21 protein-coding genes are annotated in these 25954 nt (G+C 40.8%); 10 read left to right on the plus strand and 11 right to left on the minus strand.

Annotated features, from left to right (window positions below):
* The first annotated feature begins 114 nt into the window (after positions 1-114).
* Together ACYVFA_RS18755 and ACYVFA_RS18760 are read left to right on the plus strand one after the other, a co-directional pair.
* Complete coding sequence (locus ACYVFA_RS18755; protein ID WP_460473383.1) at positions 115-705, plus strand: DUF1684 domain-containing protein; 591 nt, start codon at positions 115-117, stop codon at positions 703-705.
* 299 nt (positions 706-1004) lie between these two features.
* Positions 1005-3479: a zinc-dependent metalloprotease gene (locus ACYVFA_RS18760; protein WP_460473384.1), complete on the plus strand. Its 2475-nt coding sequence runs from the start codon at positions 1005-1007 to the stop codon at positions 3477-3479.
* Positions 3480-3788: 309 nt separating this feature from the next.
* Here ACYVFA_RS18760 and ACYVFA_RS18765 read toward each other — a convergent pair whose 3' ends face one another.
* Both ACYVFA_RS18765 and ACYVFA_RS18770 read right to left on the minus strand, forming a co-directional pair.
* Positions 3789-4673, minus strand: a complete 885-nt coding sequence (locus ACYVFA_RS18765) for a hypothetical protein (protein ID WP_460473385.1) — start codon at positions 4671-4673, stop codon at positions 3789-3791.
* Positions 4674-4858: 185 nt separating this feature from the next.
* Positions 4859-5533, minus strand: coding sequence for an SMI1/KNR4 family protein (locus ACYVFA_RS18770; RefSeq protein WP_460473386.1), 675 nt, complete (start codon positions 5531-5533; stop codon positions 4859-4861).
* 110 nt (positions 5534-5643) lie between these two features.
* Between ACYVFA_RS18770 and ACYVFA_RS18775 the strand changes: the two genes are divergently transcribed.
* Complete coding sequence (locus ACYVFA_RS18775) at positions 5644-6342, plus strand: TMEM175 family protein (protein ID WP_460473387.1); 699 nt, start codon at positions 5644-5646, stop codon at positions 6340-6342.
* Positions 6343-6533: 191 nt separating this feature from the next.
* On the opposite strand, the gene ACYVFA_RS18780 is transcribed toward ACYVFA_RS18775, so the two are convergent.
* Positions 6534-7157 carry a hypothetical protein gene (locus tag ACYVFA_RS18780; protein ID WP_460473388.1) on the minus strand — a complete coding sequence of 208 codons (624 nt, stop codon included), beginning with the start codon at positions 7155-7157 and terminating at the stop codon, positions 6534-6536.
* Between the two features lie 266 nt (positions 7158-7423).
* On the opposite strand from ACYVFA_RS18780, the gene ACYVFA_RS18785 reads away from it, so the two are divergent.
* Positions 7424-7963, plus strand: coding sequence for a YciE/YciF ferroxidase family protein (locus ACYVFA_RS18785; RefSeq protein WP_460473389.1), 540 nt, complete (start codon positions 7424-7426; stop codon positions 7961-7963).
* Between the two features lie 103 nt (positions 7964-8066).
* Here the strand turns inward: ACYVFA_RS18785 and ACYVFA_RS18790 are convergent, their stop codons facing one another.
* Entirely contained in the window at positions 8067-9392 is a 1326-nt protein-coding gene (locus ACYVFA_RS18790) for an alpha-L-fucosidase (protein ID WP_460473390.1), read from the minus strand.
* Positions 9393-9870: 478 nt separating this feature from the next.
* Between ACYVFA_RS18790 and ACYVFA_RS18795 the strand changes: the two genes are divergently transcribed.
* Both ACYVFA_RS18795 and ACYVFA_RS18800 read left to right on the plus strand, forming a co-directional pair.
* Positions 9871-10593 carry a porin family protein gene (locus tag ACYVFA_RS18795; RefSeq protein WP_460473391.1) on the plus strand — a complete coding sequence of 241 codons (723 nt, stop codon included), beginning with the start codon at positions 9871-9873 and terminating at the stop codon, positions 10591-10593.
* 659 nt (positions 10594-11252) lie between these two features.
* Entirely contained in the window at positions 11253-11666 is a 414-nt protein-coding gene (locus ACYVFA_RS18800; RefSeq protein WP_460473392.1) for a hypothetical protein, read from the plus strand.
* Between the two features lie 39 nt (positions 11667-11705).
* Here the strand turns inward: ACYVFA_RS18800 and ACYVFA_RS18805 are convergent, their stop codons facing one another.
* The gene (locus ACYVFA_RS18805; RefSeq protein ID WP_460473393.1) at positions 11706-12533 is read right to left on the minus strand and encodes a hypothetical protein; all 828 of its coding nucleotides are present in this window, start codon (positions 12531-12533) and stop codon (positions 11706-11708) included.
* 134 nt (positions 12534-12667) lie between these two features.
* Between ACYVFA_RS18805 and ACYVFA_RS18810 the strand changes: the two genes are divergently transcribed.
* Positions 12668-13606, plus strand: a complete 939-nt coding sequence (locus ACYVFA_RS18810; RefSeq protein ID WP_460473394.1) for a sugar phosphate isomerase/epimerase family protein — start codon at positions 12668-12670, stop codon at positions 13604-13606.
* A gap of 107 nt (positions 13607-13713) precedes the next feature.
* On the opposite strand, the gene ACYVFA_RS18815 is transcribed toward ACYVFA_RS18810, so the two are convergent.
* From ACYVFA_RS18815 to ACYVFA_RS18825, 3 genes are all read right to left on the minus strand, one after another.
* Positions 13714-15393 (minus strand): Hint domain-containing protein, encoded by a 1680-nt coding sequence (locus ACYVFA_RS18815; RefSeq protein WP_460473395.1) that lies wholly within the window; start codon positions 15391-15393, stop codon positions 13714-13716.
* 284 nt (positions 15394-15677) lie between these two features.
* Entirely contained in the window at positions 15678-16343 is a 666-nt protein-coding gene (locus ACYVFA_RS18820) for a copper chaperone (RefSeq protein WP_460473396.1), read from the minus strand.
* A 102-nt stretch (positions 16344-16445) separates the two neighbouring features.
* Entirely contained in the window at positions 16446-17978 is a 1533-nt protein-coding gene (locus tag ACYVFA_RS18825; protein ID WP_460473397.1) for a tyrosinase family protein, read from the minus strand.
* 753 nt (positions 17979-18731) lie between these two features.
* Between ACYVFA_RS18825 and ACYVFA_RS18830 the strand changes: the two genes are divergently transcribed.
* Positions 18732-19544, plus strand: a complete 813-nt coding sequence (locus tag ACYVFA_RS18830) for an oxidoreductase (protein ID WP_460473398.1) — start codon at positions 18732-18734, stop codon at positions 19542-19544.
* 7 nt (positions 19545-19551) lie between these two features.
* Complete coding sequence (locus tag ACYVFA_RS18835; protein WP_460473399.1) at positions 19552-20121, plus strand: Crp/Fnr family transcriptional regulator; 570 nt, start codon at positions 19552-19554, stop codon at positions 20119-20121.
* A 22-nt stretch (positions 20122-20143) separates the two neighbouring features.
* Here the strand turns inward: ACYVFA_RS18835 and ACYVFA_RS18840 are convergent, their stop codons facing one another.
* Positions 20144-20920, minus strand: coding sequence for a hypothetical protein (locus ACYVFA_RS18840; protein ID WP_460473400.1), 777 nt, complete (start codon positions 20918-20920; stop codon positions 20144-20146).
* 281 nt (positions 20921-21201) lie between these two features.
* Between ACYVFA_RS18840 and ACYVFA_RS18845 the strand changes: the two genes are divergently transcribed.
* Complete coding sequence (locus ACYVFA_RS18845; RefSeq protein WP_460473401.1) at positions 21202-23088, plus strand: 3-coathanger stack domain-containing protein; 1887 nt, start codon at positions 21202-21204, stop codon at positions 23086-23088.
* 76 nt (positions 23089-23164) lie between these two features.
* On the opposite strand, the gene ACYVFA_RS18850 is transcribed toward ACYVFA_RS18845, so the two are convergent.
* Both ACYVFA_RS18850 and ACYVFA_RS18855 read right to left on the minus strand, forming a co-directional pair.
* On the minus strand, positions 23165-24481 hold the full coding sequence (locus tag ACYVFA_RS18850) for a sensor histidine kinase (RefSeq protein WP_460473402.1): 1317 nt from the start codon (positions 24479-24481) through the stop codon (positions 23165-23167).
* A complete protein-coding gene (locus ACYVFA_RS18855; RefSeq protein ID WP_460473403.1) occupies positions 24462-25835 on the minus strand; it encodes a sigma-54-dependent transcriptional regulator in 1374 nt (457 codons plus the stop codon). Before ACYVFA_RS18855 ends, ACYVFA_RS18850 begins: the two co-directional genes overlap by 20 nt.
* Positions 25836-25954 lie beyond the last annotated feature (119 nt).

Genomic DNA, 25954 nt, shown 5'->3' on the forward strand with positions numbered 1-25954 from the left:
TCTTATTAGCTATATTAGCGCAGAAAGCCCCCAGCCCCTAAAGGGGAGTAAAGAAAAATTAAACTATAATGGGGATTGAAATAAAAAAGATTTATTCAGTAATCATATAACACTATGTTTAAAAACAAAATTGTTCTTCTTGTTCTGGTTATTGCCATTATTGGCATTTTGTTTTATTCGCTTCAAGGCTCGGAAGATTATATTGGGGCTATCAGCGAACAAAGGAATAAATATCAAGAAGATTTAACAAATCAACAAAATTCTCCAATTGCTAACCTAACTAACTTCTCAGGCTTTAAATATTTTGAGCCTAATGTTGATTATCGAATAGAAGCAGAATTCAAAGGTACTTCAGATAGCGGACAAAGCATGATGTTAATGAATGATAGTACTCAAAGTGAAATCAAAAAAGCCGGAGAGGCTACTTTTTTGCTAAATGGAGAAAACTATACAGTCAGTATCTTCGATGAAGAGAGTACTTATTTTTTACCTTTTCGTGACTTGACAAGTGGAAAAGAAACTTACGGAGGAGGCAGGTATATTAATATTCCAAAGAATAAACTGGTAGGCGATAAAATAGAGATTGATTTCAACAATGCGCATAATTTCCCTTGTGCCTACAACGAAAACTATATATGCCCTGTACCACCGAAAGAGAATTTTATCAAGGCCGAGATTAAGGTGGGGGAGAAGGTTTATAAGTGAGGGAATTAGTAATAACATGATGCCGACTTTAGTCGGCATAACTAATAAAATAGACCTTTGTTATCTTAGACGGCGACTTTAGTCGCTGAACAAGGGTCTTTGCATTACTCATATTTAAGGTAAAAACCCATTCGCAACGACCTGTGTTCACCGAATGGAAACGGTCCGCCGTCGCGGTCGTTGGCTAAGATAACAAAGGAATGTTTTCATATAGAACCGACTTGAAGTCGGTTCGAAGTATAAGTAATAATAACCAACCCCACAATAATTAACCAAACGAAAAACAAACAATATCCTCTATGAGAAAACACTTCATGCAAACACTGGCCTTGCTGATTATCAGCGTTTATGCCGTGGCACAAGACCCCAAATCGATTGATGCCTTTACTACAGGTATGGATAAAAAAGAAGGCTTTCTGAATTTCTACTGGAATGCCAAAGATGGCAAAGTTTACCTCGAAATTTCCAAGTTTGACACCGAATTATTGTACTATCCGTCATTGGCGCAAGGAGTAGGTTCAAACGACATTGGCCTTGACCGTGGCCGATTAGGACAAGAACACGTGGTGAAATTCCAGAGAAGTGGCAATAAGGTGCTGATGGTTGAGCCTAATTATTCGTACAGAGCCATTTCAAACGACCCTTTAGAAAAAAGCGCAGTGGAACAATCATTTGCGAAGTCTGTACATTTTGGCTTTGATATTAAAGCCGAAAGCAATGGTAAAGTATTGGTAGACCTGACACCGTTTCTATTACAGGATGCCGTTGGTGCCATTCAGGATATTGCCCGCACCCGTCAGGGAACTTTCCGTCTGGATGTTTCGCGCAGTGCGATGTATTTACCGTATACCCGCAATTTTCCTAAAAACACCGAGTTTGAAACCATTATCACCTTAACAGGCGATAATCCGGGAGGATACCTGCGTGAGGTGGCGCCTACGCCGGGCATTATTACCATGAATCAACACCATTCATTCGTAGAACTGCCTGATATTGAGGCTGATAAAAAGAACAAGGCATTTACGCCGAGAGAATTTGACCCGCGCATCGGCTATGGGGGTATCGAGTATTTCGATTATGCTACGCCTATCAGCGAGCCCATCATGAAAAGATATATTTCGCGCCATCGTCTACAAAAGAAAGACCCGACTTCGATTCTGAGTGAGCCTGTAAAACCGATTATCTATTACATGGATCCGGGTGCACCGGAACCTATCCGTTCGGCTTTGATGGAAGGGGCAGCGTGGTGGAATCAGGCGTATGAAGCGGCCGGATACAAAGATGCTTTTCAGGTAAAACTCTTACCTGCTGATGCTGACCCGATGGACGTGCGCTATAACCTTATTCAATGGGTGCACCGCAGTACACGTGGCTGGTCGTATGGTGCCAGTGTAATTGATCCTCGCACAGGAGAGATTCTGAAAGGAAAAGTAAGCTTGGGCTCCTTGCGTGTCCGTCAGGATTTTCTGATTGCGCAGGGATTCCTGGGTAATTATGAAACTGATACTACCAACGTAGCTACTATCCTTCGTATGTCGACCGATAGATTGAAGCAGTTAGCGGCGCATGAAGTGGGGCATACACTGGGCTTGCCGCATAACTATATTTCGAGCATCAATGGCCGTGCTTCGGTGATGGATTATCCGCACCCGCTTGTCAGCTATGCCAATGGTAAATTTGACCTTTCGCGCGCGTATTCAATGGGTATCGGTGAATATGATAAAGCCTCAATCATCTGGGGTTATCAGGATTTTCCTGATAATGTGAATGAAAAGGCTGAACTGGATAAAATTGTGCAGAATGCCCTAAGAAAAGGACTCAGATTCCTGACCGATCAGGACGCTCGTCCGGAGGGCTCGGTAAGTCCGCTGACTCACTTGTGGGATAACGGCGGAGATGCCACAACGGAATTGAAACGTGTAATGGAGCTGCGCAGAATAGCCCTGAAAGATTTTACGGAAAAGAAAATCAGGGTAGATGCGCCAATGGCAAGTATAGAAGAAGTATTGGTGCCGATGTATATGTTCCACCGCTACCAGACTGAGGCAACTGCTAAAGTATTGGGCGGGGCAGATTATAACTTTGCGCTTCGTGGCGATGGACAGGTGGTTTATGATGCCGTGCCTGCCGCAAAACAACGTGAAGCCTTCAATGCCCTGATGCAGACACTTACGCCTGAGTTTCTGGCCGTGCCTGACCATATCCTGAAAATGATTCCGCCAAGACCGTTCCGTTATCAGGCAAATCCGAGAGAGGTGTTTAAACGTCATACAGGTCTGGCCTTCGATCCACTGGCTCCGGCAGAAGCCTCGGCAGGCATGACTTTAAGATTAATGCTGAATCCTGAGCGTGCATCCAGACTGGTGAGCCAGAAAGTGATGAAAGCAGATTTACCGACATTGGCCGAAGTATCAAGCATTATGGTGCAAAAACTGTGGAAAAAGCCTGAAATGTTTAAGAATAACAGCTATTATGCCCAGATAGACCGTCTGGTAGCCATGCAGTTTCTTGACCAGTTGATGGTGCTTGCCAATAATAAAGATGCGGCAATGGAAGTACGTGCCAATGCTTATGGCGCCATTGATGATATTCAGGACTGGTTGAAAAGCAATACGGTTGATGGTGCAGGTTTTGCTCGCCTGGCCTTGTTGAAAATCAAACAATTTGAAGATAATCCGGATATTACGATTCCAACCAATAGCTTAGCTGCTCCTGATGGCGCACCTATCGAGCCGGGTTATGAGTGGCTGGATGAGGATTGTGAGTGGAAGTAGGTGGAATTAAGTGATTAATAGTCCTGAAATGGGTTTGTTTGAATCTGTTTCAGGACTAGACATAAAAATGAATTTTTAAAAGTAAGCTTATACTGGCCTTTTGCGGTAACTCACCAAATTTACTGTCCCGGCAGAGTCTCCCGTGCGCGACTGGAAAGAGCCAGGCAGGGGACTCTGCCGTGCGCAGGTCTGTCTAGTCCTAAAATAGGTTTACTCAAACTATTTAATGACTAGACAAATACATGGAGTAATATGTATCGGTTAGAAAATTCGGATTCTTAAAGCTGTATATTTTTCCCTCTCAAGTCACTAACGCGTCCAGTTTTCAATTTTACCATCATCCTCTATCCAGATTTCAATATATATATTCTCGACTATTGGTTTGCCTTTGTCTTTAATGATGTCAAACTTCAATGATTTAAGTGCCCGATATATTTTTCGGATACAAAAATTATATTGGTCTCTTTCATAGTATTCATCAATTTCATTATCTTCGTAAAGCATTTTTACTTTTGAAATTCTTCCATTTTCATTGATTGTTACTACATATCGGTCTGAACAATCAAAATCTTTACCATTTCTCCACTTCGCTTTTTTTAGTGCATAAAATAGGGTGTCCGAAATTTTGCTTCTGTATTTACGGTCAATTCTTTTAGGGTCATCAACATAATTCTCAACATCTTGGATTGTCTGCACTTTGCCTGCAGAGATACTAAAAACTTTTTCTTTTTCGTAGATTGTATGAAAAACGCCATCCCATCTCAGCACTTTATTGCTTAATGGGAAGCTTATATCTCCCGAAAACCAGTTAATATAAACCCTGTTGTTGAGCATTCTGTCGTTGAATATTTCTTTTATTCGCCCAATAGAAGCGGCTTTGTTAATTTTTCCATTTTTCCCTTCGCCACAGTTGATTATATCAACCAGAAAAAGACTATCATGATCAATCTGATAAATGGCCTGATACCCTCGCCAGCAGCTAGACGATGAACCGTCACGAAAACTTAAGCCAAACAATTTGCCCTGATCTGGTTTTTCTTGTTTTTGAAAATACATTTCAAGAATTAAGTTATAGGTAACAATGGTATCTCCCTTATAAATAATATAATCTGGTCTCTGGGGGCTGGCCGACAAACGTAACGAAGAAAGTGTCAGAAAAATAGTGAAAAGAAAAAGGGTGTATTGCTTTATCATGTCTTTTTATAACAAGATGCTTCAAGTTATCAAAATCCATAAACTAGCTGAAAAAATATTAGGGTGTTTATGAAGACAGCTTAATTAGTCAACGCTGCGTATATTTCTTTCGCTAATTGTCCAATATGTGTTTCACAGCAAAACAAGTTTTTAAAAGTAAGCTTATACTGGCCTTTTACTTTGCTTCACCAAATTTTCCACCAGGGCTTTTTGTTTAACAGTTGTTTTTCCTTCATTTCATTCAAGGAGTTATCGAGCCATAATTCATACCAATCAAGAAATGTAGTTCTGTCTTTATTTTCCAACTCACTTGATGGGAAAATCCCATTATCACTGCCTCTATCGTCTATCCAGATATTACCAAACTCTTCTCCATTTATTACTAAATTCAGATTAAGTGCACAGCCGCAATTGCAAATGGCAATTGTTCCATTCATTTGCTCTTTGGCAAAATACTGTTCTTCAAATGCAGTACGTTCTTTCCAGTATTCAGCTTCATTAGCTTTCTCATCAACCGTGGCTATAAATTCCATATTCCAGGGTTGGGTATGTAAAAAAGGCTTACTTGGGTTGAGTAAAGAGTCCGGACTTTTATAGTCCAGGTCGTCAAACAAACAGTTTTCAAATGGTTCAAGTCCATAACAAGGTCCGGCACCACCGTTGCCAATGGTTGTCATAAACGCAACATACTCAGCTGGTAAAGTTATCTTGTAAGTATTTTCAAATTGTTGAATTTTATCTGATGAAATAACCTGATTGAGTTTATATCTATGTTTTTGAGAACCAAATACAATGAAGCGTTTGTCCAGCCTTTTGAGTTGTTCAAGCTTTTCTTTTATCCTTTCGAGTTGTTGATTCATAGTTTAGAGGTCTCTTTGAGATACCTTAATATTTGTAAATATGGTAAAGTTTTGTCTAAGATTCTTTATTTATTTGTACTACTTAAGCAAACAATTAAAACTTCTGGCCTATGAAAGAAAATGAAAAAAGAGACTTTGAAAAGTATGAAACAGAAAAGCATGAGCTGCCCTATGAAAGGGTCTTGTTTTTTAGCGATGCCATTGTGGCTATTGCTATTACTTTGCTCGCGCTGGAACTGAAGATTGAGGTGCCGGAAGGAGAAAAATTGCAGTTTGCCGATTTGTTGAAACCCTGGCATAAGTATCTGGGCTTTATCTTGTCATTTATCAGCATTTCAGGATTCTGGAGTACTCATCATCGCTTGTTTACGCATATAAAACGGATGGATGAGCGCCTGAAATGGTTTAATACGCTCTGGTTGTTTTTTATTGTTACGCTTCCTTTTTCTACCAGTGTGCTGAGCGACCATCTGAATGATCCTGCGGCTGTATTCTTTTATGCGCTCAATATTTTTCTTATCTCTATGTTTCAGAATTTTTTGTGGGATTATGCCTCGTGGGATAAAAATAATTTTGTAGATGACGGAACGATTAATGAAGAGAATAAACGAAGATTCAGGATTATGTTTAACCTGGATATGCTGAATGGATTGATTGCCCTGATTGTTTCTTTCTTTGCGCCGATGGTGGCTTTTATATTGCTTTATGTGAAACTTCCGGTAATGGTATTCGGAACCATTTATATTGCTTCGCTGAGACGAAAGGGGCTGGAAAAACAAGGCGAAAGGCGCAGAGGGCGCAAGAAATAATGTATCTGTTTCTGATAGAAAGGCCTCGTTTGCTTTGCAATGTATGACACCTCTATCAAAGAAAAAATATCAAAGGTATTTTAGAAACTGTTTGAGTTAAATTTTTCGAATGAAAATGAGCGGTGCGCCGCTACGCTTATTTTAAACGAAACAAGATGAACTCAAACAGTTTCTTAGTATATCCTATTAATTTACTTACTGATAAATCCTTCCTCAACCATTTTATCGTAGATAACTTTGGCTACTTCCATAGCCATTTTATCAACACCGCTTGGGTTAGTGGTTTCTGTGAGGCCCGTCCAGATAATCTTGTCTTCTTTTATTGAATAAATATTTATCTCAACCCGATAGGTCTTGCTTGAATAGTATCTGTCAGGCGTAGAAGAATAAATCCAGCTTCTGCGGTAAAACCCACCAAAGGAGCGATAATAAATAGGATAGGATGAAATAGTGCCGGGCACATAGTCAATGTCCTTATCTACATCTACCAGTCGCATCGTAATAGCACCATCAAAATTATCTCTTCTGATTTTATTGATTATTTCCCGTTCATCCTGTTCGGTGATACTGGTGGTATATTGGTCGAGATAATTATAAGATACAACTCCTCTATCCTGAAGAAACTTTTTCATCTCATCTTCGGCCTTCCGGCGGCTTGTTTCATTCCTGACCATGGCTACTATCAATATTTTATTTAATTGATTCATAGTAACGCTTCTATCCGGTTCTCTCCAGCTACTGGCGAGGCGTGTAGAATTACAGGAGATTAAAGCAATGGCACAAATGCCAGCGAGAAAAAATGCATATTTGCTCATGATTATTGTTGTTTAAGTAAGTACAGCAAATTTTTTAATGGATTTGCTACTTAGCTATTGAGAAAATCTTGTGTAAGAGTTCTGCAAAAACATCAGACCATCAGCACATGAGGAAATTCTTTCTCTTCTGCTGCTTTAAAGCTCCATGGAAGAGCAGTTTGTGTATTTTTCTCTATGTCGTTATGGTGATTAAGGACCAGCGATGAGTGGCATATTTTTTTATCCTATTCGGATAACTAAAAAATAAGAAAACAAAAAGCAGAACCATGAAGAATTCAGAAAATGGCATTTGGAGTATATTCTCTAACGAAGAAAATGATAGTTTAAAAGAATTATTTGTTGATGGGCTGAAAGACATTTACTGGGCCGAACAACATCTGACAGAAGCATTGCCTAAAATGGCAGAAGCCGCTACTTCGTCAGAATTGAAAACCGCATTTAAAAAGCACTTGACCGAAACAGAGGGCCACGTAACAAAAGTTGAGCAAGTGTTTTCACTCATTGGTGAAGAAGCAGAAGCTAAACATTGTCATGCGATGGAAGGACTGGTTGACGAAGGCGAAGAAATCATAGATTCTACCAAAGAAGGTACATTTGTGCGTGATTGTGGTCTGATTATGGCGGCACAAAAAGTAGAACATTATGAAATAGGTTCTTACGGAACACTGAGAACTATCGCTCGTTTATTGGGGTATAATGAGGCGGCTGATGTATTACAAAGCATTCTGGATGAAGAAGGTGCAACTGATAAGAAATTAACAGCCATCGCCGAATCAAAAATTAATGTAAAAGCAGCGCAGGAATAAGATACTCAAAACAAATGGGCAAATTAAAGTTCCGGTTAGTGAAAGACGCCTTATGAATCCGAATTCATAAGGCGTCTTTTTTTCAATAAAAAGAGATGCAATCTCAATTCGCAGGCGTATCATACAATTCCACATTCGCAATCAATGGCTTAGCCAATGTACCCTGGATAGCCACGCGAACGTCTTTGCTGTTGACTCTCGGGAAATACACGATACGTTTATTGCCGATGGTTGTGGCAGTTGCTACGGTTTTCCATTCGTTGTTTTCTTTTACCTGTACCGCAAACTCGCTCACCCGTTGTCCGTAGCGGATGTCTTCCTGTACTACCAGACAGTTGAAGTTTTGGGCCTTGTTCATTTTTAAATCAACACTGTTTTCTCCTACGGTTTTGGTAAACGTGCCTTTCGCTAATAGATTCTTCTTGAAATATGCATCACGCATTTTCTTGAATTCAATCAACGATTTTTCGTCGTTTTCATTCACAATACCACGGCCATCAACCGGAATATTCAATAATAAATTAGCGCCTCTGCCAACTGATTTATTCCAGATGTCCATAAGCTTATCGGCTGATTTTACTTTATCATCTTCGTTTTTGTGATAAAACCAACCCGGACGGATGGATACATCACATTCTGCCGGAATCCAATGCGTGCCGTTTGCATCGCCTACATTCAGGTGTTTTGGTTTGTCGTAAGCGGGGAATAGTTGCGCGCCATTGATGGTGCTCCAGCAGGTTTCTCCGGCAAAGCCGTTTTCATTGCCTACCCAACGGATATCCGGGCCGGCATCGCTGAAAATCAAGGCGTGTGGCTGGTAAGTTTTTACGGTTTTATTAAATAACGGAAAATCATAAACCTGTTTTTTGCCATTCGGGCCTTCGCCATTGGCGCCATCAAACCATACTTCAAACAAATCGCCGTATTGAGTAGTGATTTCTTTCAGCATATTTACATATACCTGATTGTATTCGGGTGTGCCATAGGTAGGGTGGTTTCTGTCCCACGGAGAGATATAGATGCCCATTTTCAGGCCATATTCTTTACAGGCAGCTGAGAGTTCTTTCAATACATCGCCCTTGCCACCTTTCCATTTTGATTCTCTTACCGTGTGGGTTGAGTATTTACTTGGATATAGCGCAAAACCATCGTGGTGTTTGGCTGTGATGATGATGCCTTTCATGCCTGCGGCTTTGGCGATGCGTGCCCATTGGCGGCAGTCCAGTTGTGTAGGGTTGAAAACTTCTTCTTTTTCTGTGCCATCGCCCCATTCTTTATCTGTAAAGGAATTCGGCCCGAAATGCACAAAAGCATAGTATTCCATCTTGTGCCATTTGAGTTGGTCGGCAGAAGGAGTAGCACCATAAGGCTTCGGTGTCTGAGCCATTGTCATGCCCGCAAGCAAGCATAAAAAGAGGATTTTTCTCATGAGTGTTTTGTAGTAGAGTGTGCTGGCCGACGGGTATCGGCTTGCTAAATATTTAGTGGGGTAAAATTAGTGAATTTTAGTGATTTAGAGGGAATGAAATATGGTATTTGTGGCCATAAAACAGGTTTAATAAGCTTATTTGTATAACTGAGAAATTTCTGATGAGGTACCGTAAAATAATTTTTTTTGGATTTGATGAATGACTTTCCTAGTATTGACACAACAATACTGCTCTTTAGGGAAATTGTATTATTCGTTATTTGTTTAATCCTAAAACAGCTTTAAAAGCTCGTTTTGGGACGAGTTATTGATTTGCTAAAGACTAAAAATATCAACTACAATCAATGAAAAATAATTTTCTTCCAGTAATGTAAATTTCCGGGTTTCAAGGAATCAATCACAAGCAAAGCATCAGACTTTCATACTGAATCGAACTTTTTTTAAAATCTAAATATAGTTGTTACTAAAATTTTTAATCATGAAATCACTTTTAGTTGTACTCGCCTTATCACTGTCTGTTGTATCGTTTGGACAAACACTTAAAATTGCGCCTGTTGTTGGGGTAAATGCAACCTCGGTTATGAATTCGGATGACATCAAAGATATCTATGATGAGCTGGAAGATTATGATATTAAATGGAAACACAGACCTGCCTTGAAAGGTACTTTTGGCGCCTGGGTTGATTATGAAGCTAATGAGAAGCTAGGCTTCAGAACAGGGTTACTTCTTGATTTTAAAGGAGAAGTAATGAAAATAAAGTATAAGGAAGACGATGAGTCGATAAAAGCAAAACTCAGAATGAAATATACCTATCTTGAACTTCCGCTGATGGTAACTTATAAAATAGGTGATAACGGGTTCAAATTATTAGCAGGGCCGTCTATCAACTTCGCGATTTCTGCAAAAGGCACATCATCGTATAGATATGAATATGATGGAGATGTTGACAAAGGTTCAGAAACTGAAAATTATAAAATTGGTAGTGATCCTGATAAACATGATATTAAACCTATTGACTTGAGTTTTAACTTAGGATTAGCCAAAGAAATAGAAGTGAAAGACCGACCTTTAGAGGTTTCGTTAATGGTTTCTCCTTCGCTCACTAAATATACAACTATTACTAAAGATGAGCCGGATTATTTTTCACGCCATTTTGCCATAGGTTTTAAAGTAGCTTATTTCTTTTCGATTGGTGATTGATTGAATTGTTAGCTTGATTTTGAAGATAAAAACCAGTGAAGATGGCTTCACTGGTTTTTTTGTGTTGGTTGGTGTGGAAATGGGTTTGGGTAAAGCTATTTCAATTTCAAAGTTTACTTAGGATATTATCGGACTCTAGAATTATTTAATTAAAATTGCAGTTGCTTGCAATGTGGATGCTAGCGACATTATTAAGCCAGATTTGGCTAAAGCCAATATGGATAATTTTTTCTTGTTACCCCATTTAAAAATGGGGGCTATTGATTCAATTGCCTCCAGCTTTAGCTGGAGATTACTGAATTGCTAAAATCCATTTTGGCTTTAGCCAAAACGCTTATTTCTAGAATCCTAATAATGTCGCTAGCATAAACAAAAATATTTACGCTTACAAATAGAGGATATAATGGAGGAAGAATTCTTTTCTCTGCTCAGTTGTTGCTTTATTTAGTAAAAACTAAAGTTGGCAGTGGCGTTAACTTTTTCAGAAATTTAAATATCTTATAATCAGATAATTAAATAATGTTTGCGACATCGATGTCGCAAACATATACATAGATGGCTATGCTAAACAAGAATTCTTACATAAATGAAAGACTTAACAGTTTCGGCAGTAGACCAACAAAATATTCTAAATAATACTATTGCCATTAGACATATTCATGTTAAATAAAAAAAAGCTAATCAGCCTATTTGCCCTTGATGCGTTGTTGCGATTGATATTTATTGTGATAGCTCTGGCAAGCGATTATGAATATGGGGGAGGACGGGAACGCGACGGGAAGACAGAGGCTTTGGGCTTTCTGCTTCTTGCTGTGGCAACGTTTATAACTTTTGTAGTTGATTGTGTGAGTTTTATAGTATTAAATAAATTGATTAGCCGTCAGGTGCTGAGGTATGTGTTCAGGCCCATAGGTGCAATTCTCACTTCTATACTTTTATTTTTACTTATTTCAGAAGACTACGCACCTTGGGATTTGTCCAGAATGGGCAGCGCCGATATGAGAATTATGATAGGCACAATGGTTGTTTCTGCTACCGCTTCTTTTTTGAGTATTGTATTTGTGAAAAAATAAGCGATAGTAGAACCAGACCTAATAAAATCGGGTAGTTATTTACCCGCCATATCGTTGGTCAAATGTTTCAATTACCCATTTAGTTTTATTATATAAATGTGGTCGATTCAGCTTCTCGTATGGTTCCAGCATTTGTGTTAACAGGTCTTTGGCCATTACTGAATCAGTCCACTCATCCCAATATAACTCTTTCAGATAATATAGTTGAGAGGCATAAAAACCAAGATTTCTCATTTCATTGGCAAGGTTCTGATATTCTTCTATTCTTTTTTGTGGATTTAAAGTATTGCGCATGGTTTGATGATAAATACTAAAATATTTGTTTTCTGCAAATACTCCGGCTCCATCTGCTGTATGCAGAAACATCCAGTCTTTTTTAGGCTTAACTGTTACGCTCTGTATATTTCCATTGATGTCAAACATTTCTCTATCAATAATTTTATTCGTCAGATTTAACTTTTCAAATAAATCCGGATGGCTTTCTAAAAATGAGTTTTCGTGAAGCAAATTTTGGAAAAGGTCTGCGGTGCTATTGGCAATTGCAAAAGCACCAGTAAAATCCATAGGGCCAAACTCTCCGGATGGATAATCGTCTTCTTCAGTCGTATGAATGATAAAACCATAATGTATACCATTAGAGCCGGTACTACCAAATGGAAATAATTCAATGGGTGTCTGCGGATACCTCGCATCTTCACCCTCAATTCGGAGTAATCCAAACGCATCAAACAAAATATCAAAGGTATCAAGTTGATTTGCCTGACAGAAACTGTCGATAGTCAACAAATTGTCAACAAACTGTTTTGGAAATTTGATTCCAAAATATTCTGTCGCTTCTTCATGGGTTTTAAATGGCAATGAAGTCATAAGAATTCATATTAAGGGTATCTATACCCGATGTTGTTATGGTCTTAAAATAAGTTTAGCGAACCTGTTTTAAGACTATGCAATATTAACTTATATTGCAATTCTGAATACTTTAACTCACTAAAAAAAACACAATGTCGACAAGAAGACTTTTTGTAAAGCAGGCTTTAGTAGGTGCGGGGTCACTGGCAATCAATCCTTTATTATTGGTTGAAGCCAAAGAGGCAGGATTGAAATTATCATTGGCCGAATGGTCGTTCCACCGGATGTTGGAAGCCGGCAAACTGGATCATCTGGATTTTGCTGCCAAAGCCAGAAAGGAATTCGGCATTGATGCGGTAGAATATGTAAACGGATTCTTTGGGGGCAAGAAAATGAATTTCAAGGAGGCTGCCAAGAATCAGAATTATCTGAAAGAGGTATTGAAACGGAGTAAAGACGCAGGCGTTTTTAACCATCTGATTATGGTTGACGGCGAAGGGTCTCTGGCATTGCCGAATGATAAAGAAAGATTACAAGCGGTTGAGAACCATAAGAAATGGATAGAAGCAGCCAAGTTTCTGGGCTGTCTGACGGTGCGTGTGAATCTGCATGGAGAAGGGGAAACCAATGCCAAGAAAACGGCGTCGGTAGATTCGCTCTCAAGATTAGGTGAGTTTGCTAAAACGATGAATATCAATGTAGTAGTTGAGAACCATGGCAGTGATTCGTCGAAAGGTTTTTGGTTGGCTGCGGTGATGAAACAGGTGAATAAACCGAACGTAGGCACATTGCCTGATTTTGGAAATTTCTGTATCTCGCATCCGTGGGGTACTACGCAGGATGGTTGCAAGGAAGAATATGACCGTTATAAAGGCTTAAACGAAATGCTGCCTTTTGCCAAGGGTGTGAGCGCCAAAACTTATGATTTTGATGCCAAAGGCGAGCAACCACTGATGGATTATAAAAGATTAATAGACATTGTAAAAAAATCAGGCTTCAAAGGCTATATCGGGATAGAATTTGAGGGGAATAAAGGGGATGAAGAAGAAGGCGTAAGAAAAACCAAGGCTTTGCTGGCAAAGTATTTGTGAGTACACAATAAAGATTACAAAGGTGTTTGGCGCTGAAAGAAGTTGACACAAACCTCTTTCAGCGCTAAACACCATAGAATTCAGAAAGGCGGATAATCTTAATAAGATTAAACGTCCTGCTTTTCTTTACTTCTGAAATAAGTTTCCAGATCGGCGTGCATATAATCCGGCAATTGTGTTTTTATCCAGTTTATATCGTTTCTTTGCTGGTATTGGATGCCCCGTTGTGCATTCATGTCGCCTACCACAAAACCATTGGCCACGAATGTGTCTATTTTTCCATTGAATTCTGAGGCTTCCTGTGCTTCGGCAATGGCAAGGTTATAGAACATACCTTCATAACCTGATATTGTTTCAATCTCAACTATTTCAGATTTTCCTTCCAGCATTGACACTACGTCGCCTTTTCTAAGTGTGTCAGCAGGTACAGCACCCCCGTCTGCCATGAAAACGTGGTTATGGCTGGTGATAATCTTTTTGCCATTTGCTGTGGCAATTAATAAAACGCCTCCCAGATGGGCGCCTTTAGTTGTCCATTGCACCGTGCCTTTTTCTCCATAAGCACCAGTAAGTACTTCATCGCCTGAAATCACCTCGGCAATCGGTTTCTCACTGCCATCAGCCATGGTTATGTAGGTATCTTCTGCCAGGCAATGCCAGATAAAACTGATTGGCTTGATAGAGAGCATCCCGTCCAGTGGATTATCGTCGCCGGTAAACTGGCTCTGAATGGTGGCAAAACCCGGCGTACCATCCTGCAGTATCACGGCAATATTGCAATAGAAAAGTGCCTGGAGGTCGGATGGCCAGGTGATGTTCTGAAACATAATCGGCTGCCCGAGGTTTGTCTGGCTTTGTGGTGGCGGTAAGTTCCACAATAATGTCTTTGAATCTGAACTTAAGGAAAATGCGGCATACACCTGATTGAGATTGGATACCTGCAAGGTAGTGAGCGCACCGCCCGAGCTTATATTGGTGACATTGATGGTGAGCTGGAGTGTGCTACCCTGCTGTAAGGGGCGTATAGGCTGATTAAAGGACACGCTTCCGACAAATGGAATTCTGCCTAATGGCTGGTTGACCATGTTAGGGTCATAGTAGCAATAATCCATATCAGAATTCCCTCCCTGACTGAAAACTGGCCGGTTCAGACCTATCACAATGTTAGGTTTTTGGGTCGGGTTGTTACGGGTCACAACGGGTGTGCTTACGGTCGGGTCGCTTGTCACGGCATTGTTGAGGCTTCTTTTTACCATTCCTGAAACCTGTGACAGAGTCTGCGCATTTGAGTAGCTGTATTGCAGATAGGAGGTGACATTGATACTGGTGCTGCCCTGCGGATTGGGTGTTGTTTCTACGCCAAGAACTGTATTCCCAAACCCCTGGTTGGTTCCGTTGGCCACAAATTGCTGGCTGACATTATCCATCACCAATAGTGTGAGGTTCATATTGCCGAACCCCCCCGGTACGGTGCCTAAGCCATTAGACGCAACGGTATTATAAGTTGGATTGAGCCCGATGCCGGCTATATTGAAATTGGTAGCAAAAGAATCTGACGCGTCGCTTACACTTGCCTTAAACCCTTCGGAAAGGTGCTGTTTTTGCTGTACCTGCAAGGCACGAAGCTTGCCGGGATATAATTTTGTGTCAAAGCTTTTTTGGGTCAGCATCACCGCAAAATCAAATTGTTTCGGATCGTTGAAATCAAATTCGATTGCTTCGTTATCGCCCATTAATTCATTGATATAATGAAAAAGCGACATTTCTTCGTCTGTAAAATTAATCATGATTTTAAATTTAATTAGGTAGTTATAGATAGTTTTCTGATTCTTTCTTTTTGCTGAAATGATACTGATGTGCAGTTAAAAAAATACAGCAAAAGTTGCGTAATTTCTCGTTCAAAGGGGTGTTTCTGATACCCCAACGGCAATAGTCAACCACTCCTTTCCTGTGCAGACACAGGAAGGGTCAGGGCAACAGCTTGTCGTAGTGTTATTTCCGGATATGACCGGAAACAACACTGCGATTGGCTTATGAAAATCTGAGAGATACTTCTTTCGGAACAGAGCCTTTAACTGGCGAAACTTGCCTGAAGTCTGGTTTTTGTCTGGGCTACAATAATCCGGAAGAGCTTAAGGCGAAAATCTATTCGCCAACGAGGGAATTGCGGGTGCTCGAGATGCTCGCTGAGCATAATAAAGGTGACTAGAATCATGGCAAGATTGTGCCCTACCGGCAAAAGCATAGGCAATAGCATTAATGCCCAACCGGCACCTACACACCAGACGCCGTGCATAACGCCGAACAGGATGGCATCACGATTGGCTGCCCATCCGAATGCGGCTAATGTCCAATGGTCATGCCCACGATTCAGGCATCGTTGTTTGATAGGAGAAAACTGCCAGATAATGGCAATGATACCTAGCACAATTGCCGGAATGTATGAGCCGGGCATCAGAAGATGCACGCCGAGGATGATGGCAATCATGAAGCTACCTACGATCATCCAGACCCCGATATAGCCGAATATGAAAAGCAGCGAAGATAGCAAACGTTGCCGCTTTAAACTGCTTGCGTAAATCAGCTGAATCGGGAAAATCAGTTTCGGAAGCATCATTGCCACTACCATCAATCCCCAGCCTGTCAGCAGAGACGAGAAAGGATTCATTGCCAAGAGCATTTTAAGTGAGGCATTTGATGGGCCTGAGTCTGAGACATGGCAATGCTGCACCGACATGATATGGCCCGGATTGAACAGAAGTACAATCCATACAAGGACACTTATGCCAATAATGACAAGACTAATCAGCCTTCGTTTTTTTTCTGATGGTTTCATAGATTATACCTGTCCTTCTCTGTAAATACTCACGCGGTCTATGGTTAGTTCATTGCCTTCAGCGATGATATTTACCGGCTGAATATGCACATCAAGTGCGTCGACATCGATAGAATTGGTTAGCTCCAGCTTGTCAACAATATCGCTGATATCGAACCTTACTGTAAGCCCACCACCGCCGTGCTGACCATCTTTCTGGGTGGCTTTTCTGAGCCCGAAAAGAGATAGGTGCCCTGCATATTGATTATTGACAGAAACAGAGCAGACTACCGAATCTTCGTTTCCTTTGATGCCTTCGAGTTGCAGATATACCTGATCTGGCAGTTTCTCGGCATCCAGTCTTTTCACCATATTATTCATCTTAAGACTTCTGGCTACGGTATTCCATCCTGAAGAATCAAGCTTAATGTCTGTATGCGCCCCTGTGGCATCTACTTTAAGCGGAGAACTGCTGGCGCCTACTAATTCTGAGTCTGAATTCTGGTCCATATTTTCATCGAGGGTTTTAGTATCATTCACTGTTAAGCCAAAGTTACGCAATCTTGAGGCACTTAAGCTAACAACTGGCGGTGTAATCCCTAAAGAAAGGTCCTCATAGGTATAATTTAGCTGGCTGATGCTATCTACCATTTCAGGTGTAAATTCCCAGGGAGTACTATCCGGATTCGGCATATAAAATTTGCGGTCTCCGGTAGCCGTAGGCCCGTTGAGCCAGTCAGGGTCAGTTGGATTGCTATTACCTGCTGCATTCCAGGCGGCCCACATCCGGTCAATGTTGCAGTGGTGGAGGTAGAAGATAGGGTCAAGACCTGCTGTATCCGGGTCTGACATCAGTCCACCGACACCCGAAACAGGATTTTGTCCGCCTACGGCAGTATGAACAGGGTTATGCGGATTTCCTTCAAGAGACCCGGTACCACCAGAGAAATGCGCAAAACCTGTTTTAAGACCCCCATAAAAACGCGTACGAAGACCCGTATAAACGGTGTTTTGCTGACAGTTCTGATTAATACCCCGATCAAAGGGAACAAAGACATTTCCGTTGTTATTGGGGCCATACCGGGCATTTACTAAAAGAGGATTGGTAGTGCCATCAGGTAAAGACAATTGTATGAAAGCAGGTGGTATCTTGAACTGGTCTCCACCGCCAAAATAGTTCCAGTAAGGCAACGCCCAATCATCAGGCCCATTCAGTTCTTGGATGATTCCGCGAAGTATATTCTCAATGGCATATAAGTATCCACGGTGCCATGGAGGGAAAAACCAGCCACCATGCTGACACTGATCCCAATACTGGCTCATTAAACTCTGAGACGGTAATGGTGTGGTAGGTACTTTAGGTGGTATCGGGATTTGTCCCCAGCCGGGATTATCCGCAATGCTTTGTCCGTGAATGGCGGCATAAAACCACCAGCTTGTCGGGTCGTTTAAAGCCCGGGATTGCATTACGCCTACGGCTTTTGCATACCATAATAGGTCAGGATTGTCGAGCGTACCGCCATTATTCCAGGCATTCCTTCTTGTGATTGTAGACATTTGTTTGTGTTTAGTTTTGGTTAAATATTTTAGTGATTGATTACATTGAGGCACATGTTTAGCCATCAGACAAGCCGGATGAAGAGGGCTTATCTGTTTCTAAAGCGTTTAAGAATTACTTTTGGGATTTGCTAAATGGGTAAGGGATGAAAGTGTAAGCGACAATTAATTGCGGATAAATCTAAGAATAAAAAAATTTATAATTCGGTATTTTTTAATATTTTTATTCTGCGGTGTCATCGGATACAAAGGTCGGAGAATTAATATTATTTCAATCAGTATTTTTACCTGATTTAAGAATTGATAGAAAATAATTAAGTATCGTGCTACCGAAAACTCATTTTTGGTAAAGGGTGTCTTTACACTATTGGGTAGGGTCAGACCTGAGAGGTTTAACAGTTTGATTTTATCAAAAAACTCTCTGAATACTTTGAAAGCATCTTTTAAAGTCGGAAATTTAGGGTAGAACCAATCGGAGGCTAGTGGAGGGCATAATAAAATTGCTATGGAAGAATCTGGCACGCAAGCAGAACCGGAAAAGGTTGAGTGTGTGGTATGAACCTTTTTGAATGAGTAAAGCGTGACGAGTAAGGATTTGACTATTTGACACGAGCGTTTTAAAACACCATCAGTTGGAACAAACGAAATTTGAATAATCAGTACCCAAACTCACTTTTTGCCAAATGGCAAAAATTATTGTTTTTTATTGCTCCACTTTTGTGCCATCATTAATTAAAATAAAAAAATATAAAGATGGCAAAGACGGTTTTGGTTACAGGGGCTTCATCAGGGATTGGTAAGGCAACTGCTATATATCTGGCACAAAATGGGTATAAGGTTTATGGTGCGGCCCGTAGGGTAGAAAAAATGCAGGATCTGAAAGCGCATGGCATTCACCCGATTGCTTTGGATGTAACCAAAGAAGAAAGCATGGTGGCTTGCATTGACCAGATTCTGAAAGAGGCAGGGAGTGTAGATATTCTGGTAAATAATGCGGGGTCTGGCTATTATGGGGCTCTGGAAGATATGCCTATTAGCGATGCGAAATATCAGATGGATGTAAATGTTTTTGGCGTGGCTCGTCTGATACAACTGGTGCTGCCGATGATGCGGAAAAATCAGTATGGCAAAATCGTTAATATTTCGTCGGTGGGAGGGAAAGTGACCTTGCCCATAGGTGTGTGGTATCATGCCAGTAAATTTGCCATTGAGGGCCTGAGTGATGCCTTGCGCAAAGAGGTAAAGCAGTTTGGTATTGATGTGATTGTGATTGAACCGGGTGGCACAAAATCTGAAATGACCGAGCTGGGCAGCGAATATATGATGCGGGTTTCGGGCAATACGGTATATGGTTCTCTGACCAGAGGTGTGAATCAGATGTATCAGACGGTACAAAAAGATGCCGCCGAGCCAGTTGTGATTGCGAAGCTCATCAGAGAAGGCATTGAAGCCCGTAATCCGAAAACGAGATATACGGGTGCCGCAGGGGCAAAAATGATGTTGTTTATGAGGAAAATCCTGTCGGATAAATTGTTTGATAGACTGATTATGAGTCAGATGAAATAATGGTTTTATGGAGGCATTGATTAATTATTTATTGCTGTTTGGTAATCTGAATCAGCAGCAGATTGAGTTGATTAAAAGCAAAGCAGTGCTGAAAGCAATCAAAAAAGACGAATATTACCATGAAGCAGGAAAGATACCCCGCGAGGTGATTTTTCTGACAGAGGGCATTATGCGGGTGTGTTATTATAATAATAAAGGCGACGAGATTACGAAGTATTTTATTGATGAAAACAATTTTCTGGCCGATATCAATAGCTATAATCAGGAAATCCCTTCGACTGAGTATATACAGGCTATTACAGATTGTAGCTACTTTGTGCTGACCAAAAGTGCCATGAAGGATTTATCGATGACGATTATCCAATGGGATGCGATTGTGGCGAAAATAACAGCGAAGGGATTAGCCGATAAAGTGAATAAAATAAGCATGATGATGGCCGAAGATGCCACCGAGCGCTATTTATCTTTTCTGGAAAAATTCCCTAAGCTGGCTAACCGAATTCCACTGTCTTATCTGGCTTCGTATCTGGGCATTACGCAGTCTTCGTTGAGTAGGATCAGGAAGAATATCCGGTGACGCTATCCTGTGTTTTTTATGATTAAAAACAACTGTAAGTATAGTTATACTTCATAATAGAGTTATTACTGAGTTTATACTGGATTTGTATCGGGTAATCGTTCGAGTTATAGCTATAGTTATATTGATAATTTTCAAAAACGGCAGTACTAGGATTATAGGCTTTTATTGACAGGGCATTATTCTTGCTTATAGATGAAAAATCTAGGGTATAACTGATAACAATGTAGTTCAGGATTGTGGTAATAAGCCAATATTCTTTTATCTCCTGCGGGAAAATACTTTTCTTATTATCATATTGAATGCCTTCAAAAACTAAAAAGTTTTTAATGGCATTACCATTGTTCATAAATACCTTAGATACATTTTCGCCAGTGTATTCGAACCTGAAATTAGTAAGTTTGCTTCGGCTATTGATAATCGGGGTGCTTGAAGATTCGAAATTTATTTCAGAGATATTTTTAGCGTCATATTTAAATTCAAATTTACCATTGCCTGAGCTGACATTTGCTATTTTCTTGTCTGGGGTATAAGTAATGGCTATTTCTCCAAAAAGATAGCTTTTCATAAGGCTGGTATTATTTGCCTCATTATAGGTAATGGTGAAATTGTTTTTTTTATTAGCTGCCGAAAAACTGACAGGTCTGTGTTTGGCATCATACGTTATTGTGTTCACGTCTTCACCATTTTCCTGTGTTGACTTTTCCAGAAAGCACGAGTTTTTTTGTTCAATTACTTCGTTGCTTGTTTTGCACGATAAAAGAAAAAGGAATATTAAAACAGGAAGATAGCGCAGCATATATAGGTTTTTGATTATCTTGTTATTTGCCCGCATTTTTTATGCCAGAATGATTGAAATAGATTGTATAAGTCGGGATTTTTTCAAGAGTTTCTGAAAAATTTAATAATCATCAAGTCTCAAAAAATCTTCTGTACCTTTGAGTGGTTTCTAATAATCGTCTGAATCAGGCTCTTAACTATTGATACTGTGCGGTATCTCCCGAGGGTATTTCATAGGCCATATCAGTGAGATTCATTACTATTAATGGGTCTCTTTTAATAGTGGGCTACAGTAATAGTATGTTTGAAAACATTACCGAGCACTGGGTGAGTGATGGAACTACTGCCGGAACAGTGAATATTAATACGCTGAACCCGGATTTCTCTACCGGCTCTTTAAATAACCAGGTGGCTGTAGTTGGTGATACCTATTATTTTGTGGCCTTTGATGCCACCAATGGTTTTGAATTATGGAAAAGTAATGGTACGAGCCAAGGTACTATGATGTTGAAAAACATCAATAAAACTATTACTTCTTCTAATCCCGCTCAGTTTGTGAGTTTAGGCAATGATGTTTATTTCACGGCTGATGATATAAAACATGGGCGTGAAATATGGAAAACAGATGGCACTGCCGCCAATACTAATCTGCTAATGGATATTAATGCCGGCAACAATCCTAATGTAAATTATTCGGCCATTATTTCGGCAATGGTTCCCTATAACGATATTATACTTGCCAATGCTAGTTATGACTTAATAAAGTTTAGCCAAACCATGCCACCTACCTTTATACACTCTCATAATGCTATTGGTGGTGTATTTATGAGTTTTAATAATAAGATTTTTTATAAGTCTGGTAATTCTAATGGTCAAGGTTTTTCTCTTTTTGAAACTGATGGCAATACAATTAATAAAGTGAAAGCATTATCAGTCAACTCGCCCGGAGCAGAACCAACTGCTTTTGCAATTTATGGTGGGCAATTGTATTTTACCTTATTTAACAATACCCAGATATGGAAAACAGATGGCACCGAAACCGGTACAGTTTTAGTAAAAGACCTGACAGGAGGCATTATTCAATCTAAATTTTATGCCGCCAATGGCCTTTTGCTATTTCTTTATGAGAATCCTGCATATGGGCTTGAATTATGGAAGACGGATGGAACAGATGCGGGCACTGTATTGGTAAAAGATATAAATCCTGGGGAAATGGGAGCTTATATTTATTTCCCCGCTGTTTATAATAATTATCTCTATTTTCTTGCTTATAACGGCAGCACTCAGCAATTATACAAGTCTGATGGGTCAAGTGCCAATACGCAGGTATTTGGTAATGTGCCAAGTACCTGTGTTCCTGTGGTTTTTAAGAATAAACTGTTTTTTATCGCTTACGATGCCGCAACTACGGCTTATTGGTTATGGGTCACTGATGGGGTTTCTTCCCCTGTTAAGGTACAGCAATTAGCCAATGGCATACAGGATGCCAACGCCATTATCATGAAGAATATCAACGATAAATTACTGGTTTTTGATATAACTCCTAATACGGCCAGACATGAATTGTGGGCGTCTGACGGCACATCTGCGGGCACGAATCTGGTGAAAGTTATCCGCCAGAAAGAGCTGAATAGAACTTATATGAATATTACGGAGTATTTCTATCTTAACAATAAACTCTATTTTGCGGCTGATGATGGCATCAACGGAAAAGAGCTCTGGGTGTGGGATTTGAATTGCCCCGAATTCATGAACATCGCCAGCGCCATCGCAGAGGAAACGGATGTGAAGGTAGAGAAATATATTGTAGGTAGTAATAAGATTAATACCAACGTAAAGGCCAGCTATAATGCCAATAAGTATATTACACTTAATCCGGGTTTTGAGACACAACAAGGAGCTCGGTTTACGGCTACCATGAGTGGTTGTGTTAATGTTGTGGCTTCGTCAACTTCAACTAGCAGCGGCCCGATTTTTCAGCATATTGCCAGTAAAGAGCCTTATAAACCTGGTCTTTTTCAGTTTTTGAATGAGCCTGCCAATAACGAGTTGCGGGCGGCGTATCTGGCAGAGAAGAACAAAAATAATGAACTGAATATCAGCTGGATTGTTGAAGAATCGTCTGCTCAGTATATCATTAAAATACGGGTGGGAGAGAAAGAAGTTTTGGGGTATCTGATGAAATAGAATTCAATGGCCTTTCAATGGTATTATGTATTCAGCGTGTGTAAATAGCCTTTGTTACTCGTGCCACGGTGCCAGCTTAAAACCTTATCTGAAACGCCGTCAGCTTGTCTTCATTGGTTTTTAGAGAGTATTGGAAATTGTGATTTACCAGAACTTCACGGATGAGGGTCAGGCCGATGCCCTGGCCGTTTTCTTTGGTGGTGAAGAATGGGGAGAATAATTGCTGTTCTACTGCCGGTGAAATGCCTAAACCATTGTCTTCGATGGTGAGTTGTTTGGGTTTGAAGGTGGTCTGGATGGTGATTAGGCCATCAGGGGAAGTATCGGGGTTGCGGAGCCTACGGATTTCTATGGATTCTATCGCGTTTTTGATAATATTGATGATTACCTGCTCTAACTGGTGCAAATCTGCTGAAATCAGGAAGGGCATTTCGGTGAGTTTCATGGCTAGTTTAATGCCCGAAGCGGATGCCCTGAACTCCATTAACCGTACGGAATTCTGTAATAATTCATTCAAATCTACTTTTTCAGGGCGAGGCTCGGGCAGGCGAACCATGTCGGCAAAATTGCGCATGAAATAGTTGAGATGGTCGTTGCGCTGAATGGCTATTTCAAGGGCATATTTAACGTCTGACTCATTTTCCTGTAATTGCATGGTGGTGTCCAGAATCGAATTAACTGAGCCGATGGAGTTGTTTACTTCGTGTGCCATCATCCTGATTACCTTGCCGTAGGCTTTCTTTTCGGCTTGCAGAATTTCGGCTGTCAGTTCTTCTATCATCACAAAATATCTGGGGAAACCTCTGTCGATAAAATGTGATTTCTGGCATTTATAGGTCTGAATACCGTTGAGAGAGATGGTTTTAGCCTCACCTGTTTTCAGGGTGCTGATGGCTTGCAGCAATATTTTATCGAAATCAAAGATAGATTTGCCAATGAGTGTTTCAGCCTCCAGGCCCAATATCTCACATACTTTTGGGTTGATGTTGGCGATTTTGTCATCAAAATCAAGAATCAGGATGCCAGTGGGAGAGGTCTGAACTAGTTTCTCAAGGAAATAATGTTGTTGTTCCTGTTGGGTGCGTTCGTGCCTGAGCTGGTCGACCATGCCGTTGTAGACATCAATCAGCATATCCATTTCAATCTTGCCAATTTTCAGGAATTTTACGCTGAAATCCTTATCGCGCATGGCATCAATGCCTGTCATGAGCAGTCGGATGGGCGCAATTAAATCGTTATATAACTGCCACGCAATGAATATGGAAATGAGTACGAGAACCTCAGAAGCAATAAAGACAAGCTCGTTATCCTTAAAAATATAGAAAGAAAGGCCAATCATGGTGGAGTGAATGACCACCATAAAAAGCAAAAACTTAGTCCGGATCTTCATCATGCGGGATATTATATTTCTCCAATCTACGATATAAAGCGCTGCGTGTCAAGCCAAGCGCCTTGGCTACCGTCATTACCTTGCCCTTATGAAACTCCAGCGCCCGTTTAATCATCTGCACTTCCATTTCTTCGAGTGTCATGCTGCCTACTTCTGGCAATGCCACCGAGCTTGGCTTGCGGGCTGTGGGTTGCCATTGTGCCTGAAAATCGCTTACTTCTAAAGTATCATGATTGCTCACCAGAATGGTTCGCTCCACCAAATTTTTCAACTGGCGGATGTTGCCCGGAAGAGGTAGTTGTTTGAGCCATTTCATAGCTTCCTGATTCACCCTTAGATTCGGACGATTATAGATTTCTCTCAGATTCTGCACAAAGAAATTCACCAGCAAGGGAATATCATTCGGACGTTTGCGCAGAGGAGGAAGGTTAATCGTAATCAGGTTGATGCGGTAGAGTAAATCTTCTCTGAAAGCGTTTTTCTGTACACTTTCTTCTAAATTCTTATTGGTGGCGCATACCACCCGCACATCAAGGGTTTTGGTGCGGCTGCTGCCCAGCACTTCGTAGGTTCGGTCTTGCAAAACCCTTAGTAATTTCACCTGACTACTCATATCCAGATCACCGATCTCGTCGAGGAAGATGGTGCCTTTGTTGGCCATTTCAAAGCGACCCACGCGGTCGTAGCGGGCATCGGTAAATGCTCCACGAATGTGCCCGAACATTTCTGATTCGAATAAACTGGTAGAAATACCTCCGAGATTGACTTTTACAAAGGGCTTCCTGTTGCGCTGGCTATTCTGGTGAATAGCCTCGGCAATGAGTTCTTTACCCGTTCCGCTCTCACCCATAATCAACACTGAGGCATCGGTGGAAGCTACCCTGCCTATTGTCTCCAGTATCTTCAGAAACTCGGCGTCTTCGCCTATCAACTGGCTGAAATTGTATTGGGCATCCAGTTTTTTGCGTGTCAGCGTCAGGGTTTTCTTTTCCGATAAATCGAGTATAGTACGGATAGATTGCATCAGGTGCGCATTTTGCCAGGGTTTATTGATGAAATCGCTGGCACCTAGTTTCATGCCTTTCACGGCCAGATCAATGGTTGCCCATCCGGTAATCAATATCACCGGAATGCTATTGTTGATTTTCTTGATTTTCTCCAACAATGTCAGGCCATCGTCGCCGGAGGTATCGTTTGAGAAATTCATATCCAGAATCACCAAATCCGGTACCTCGATTTGTAAAAACGACAATGCCTCCTGCTGTGAACCCACAGCGGTGAAATCGAAGCCCTCTTTTTTCATTAAAAGGGAAAGAGAGGTGCGTACGGCTATGTCGTCGTCAATGATTAGGAGCATACTAGGGTATTAAACCCCACCCTAACCCTCCCCAACAGTGGGGTGGGAATAAAACCCCCTTCCCCACAGTTGGGGAAGGGTTGGGGATGGGGTATTTTTATTTTCACAAATATAACCAA

Source organism: Emticicia fontis, assembly GCF_054779675.1.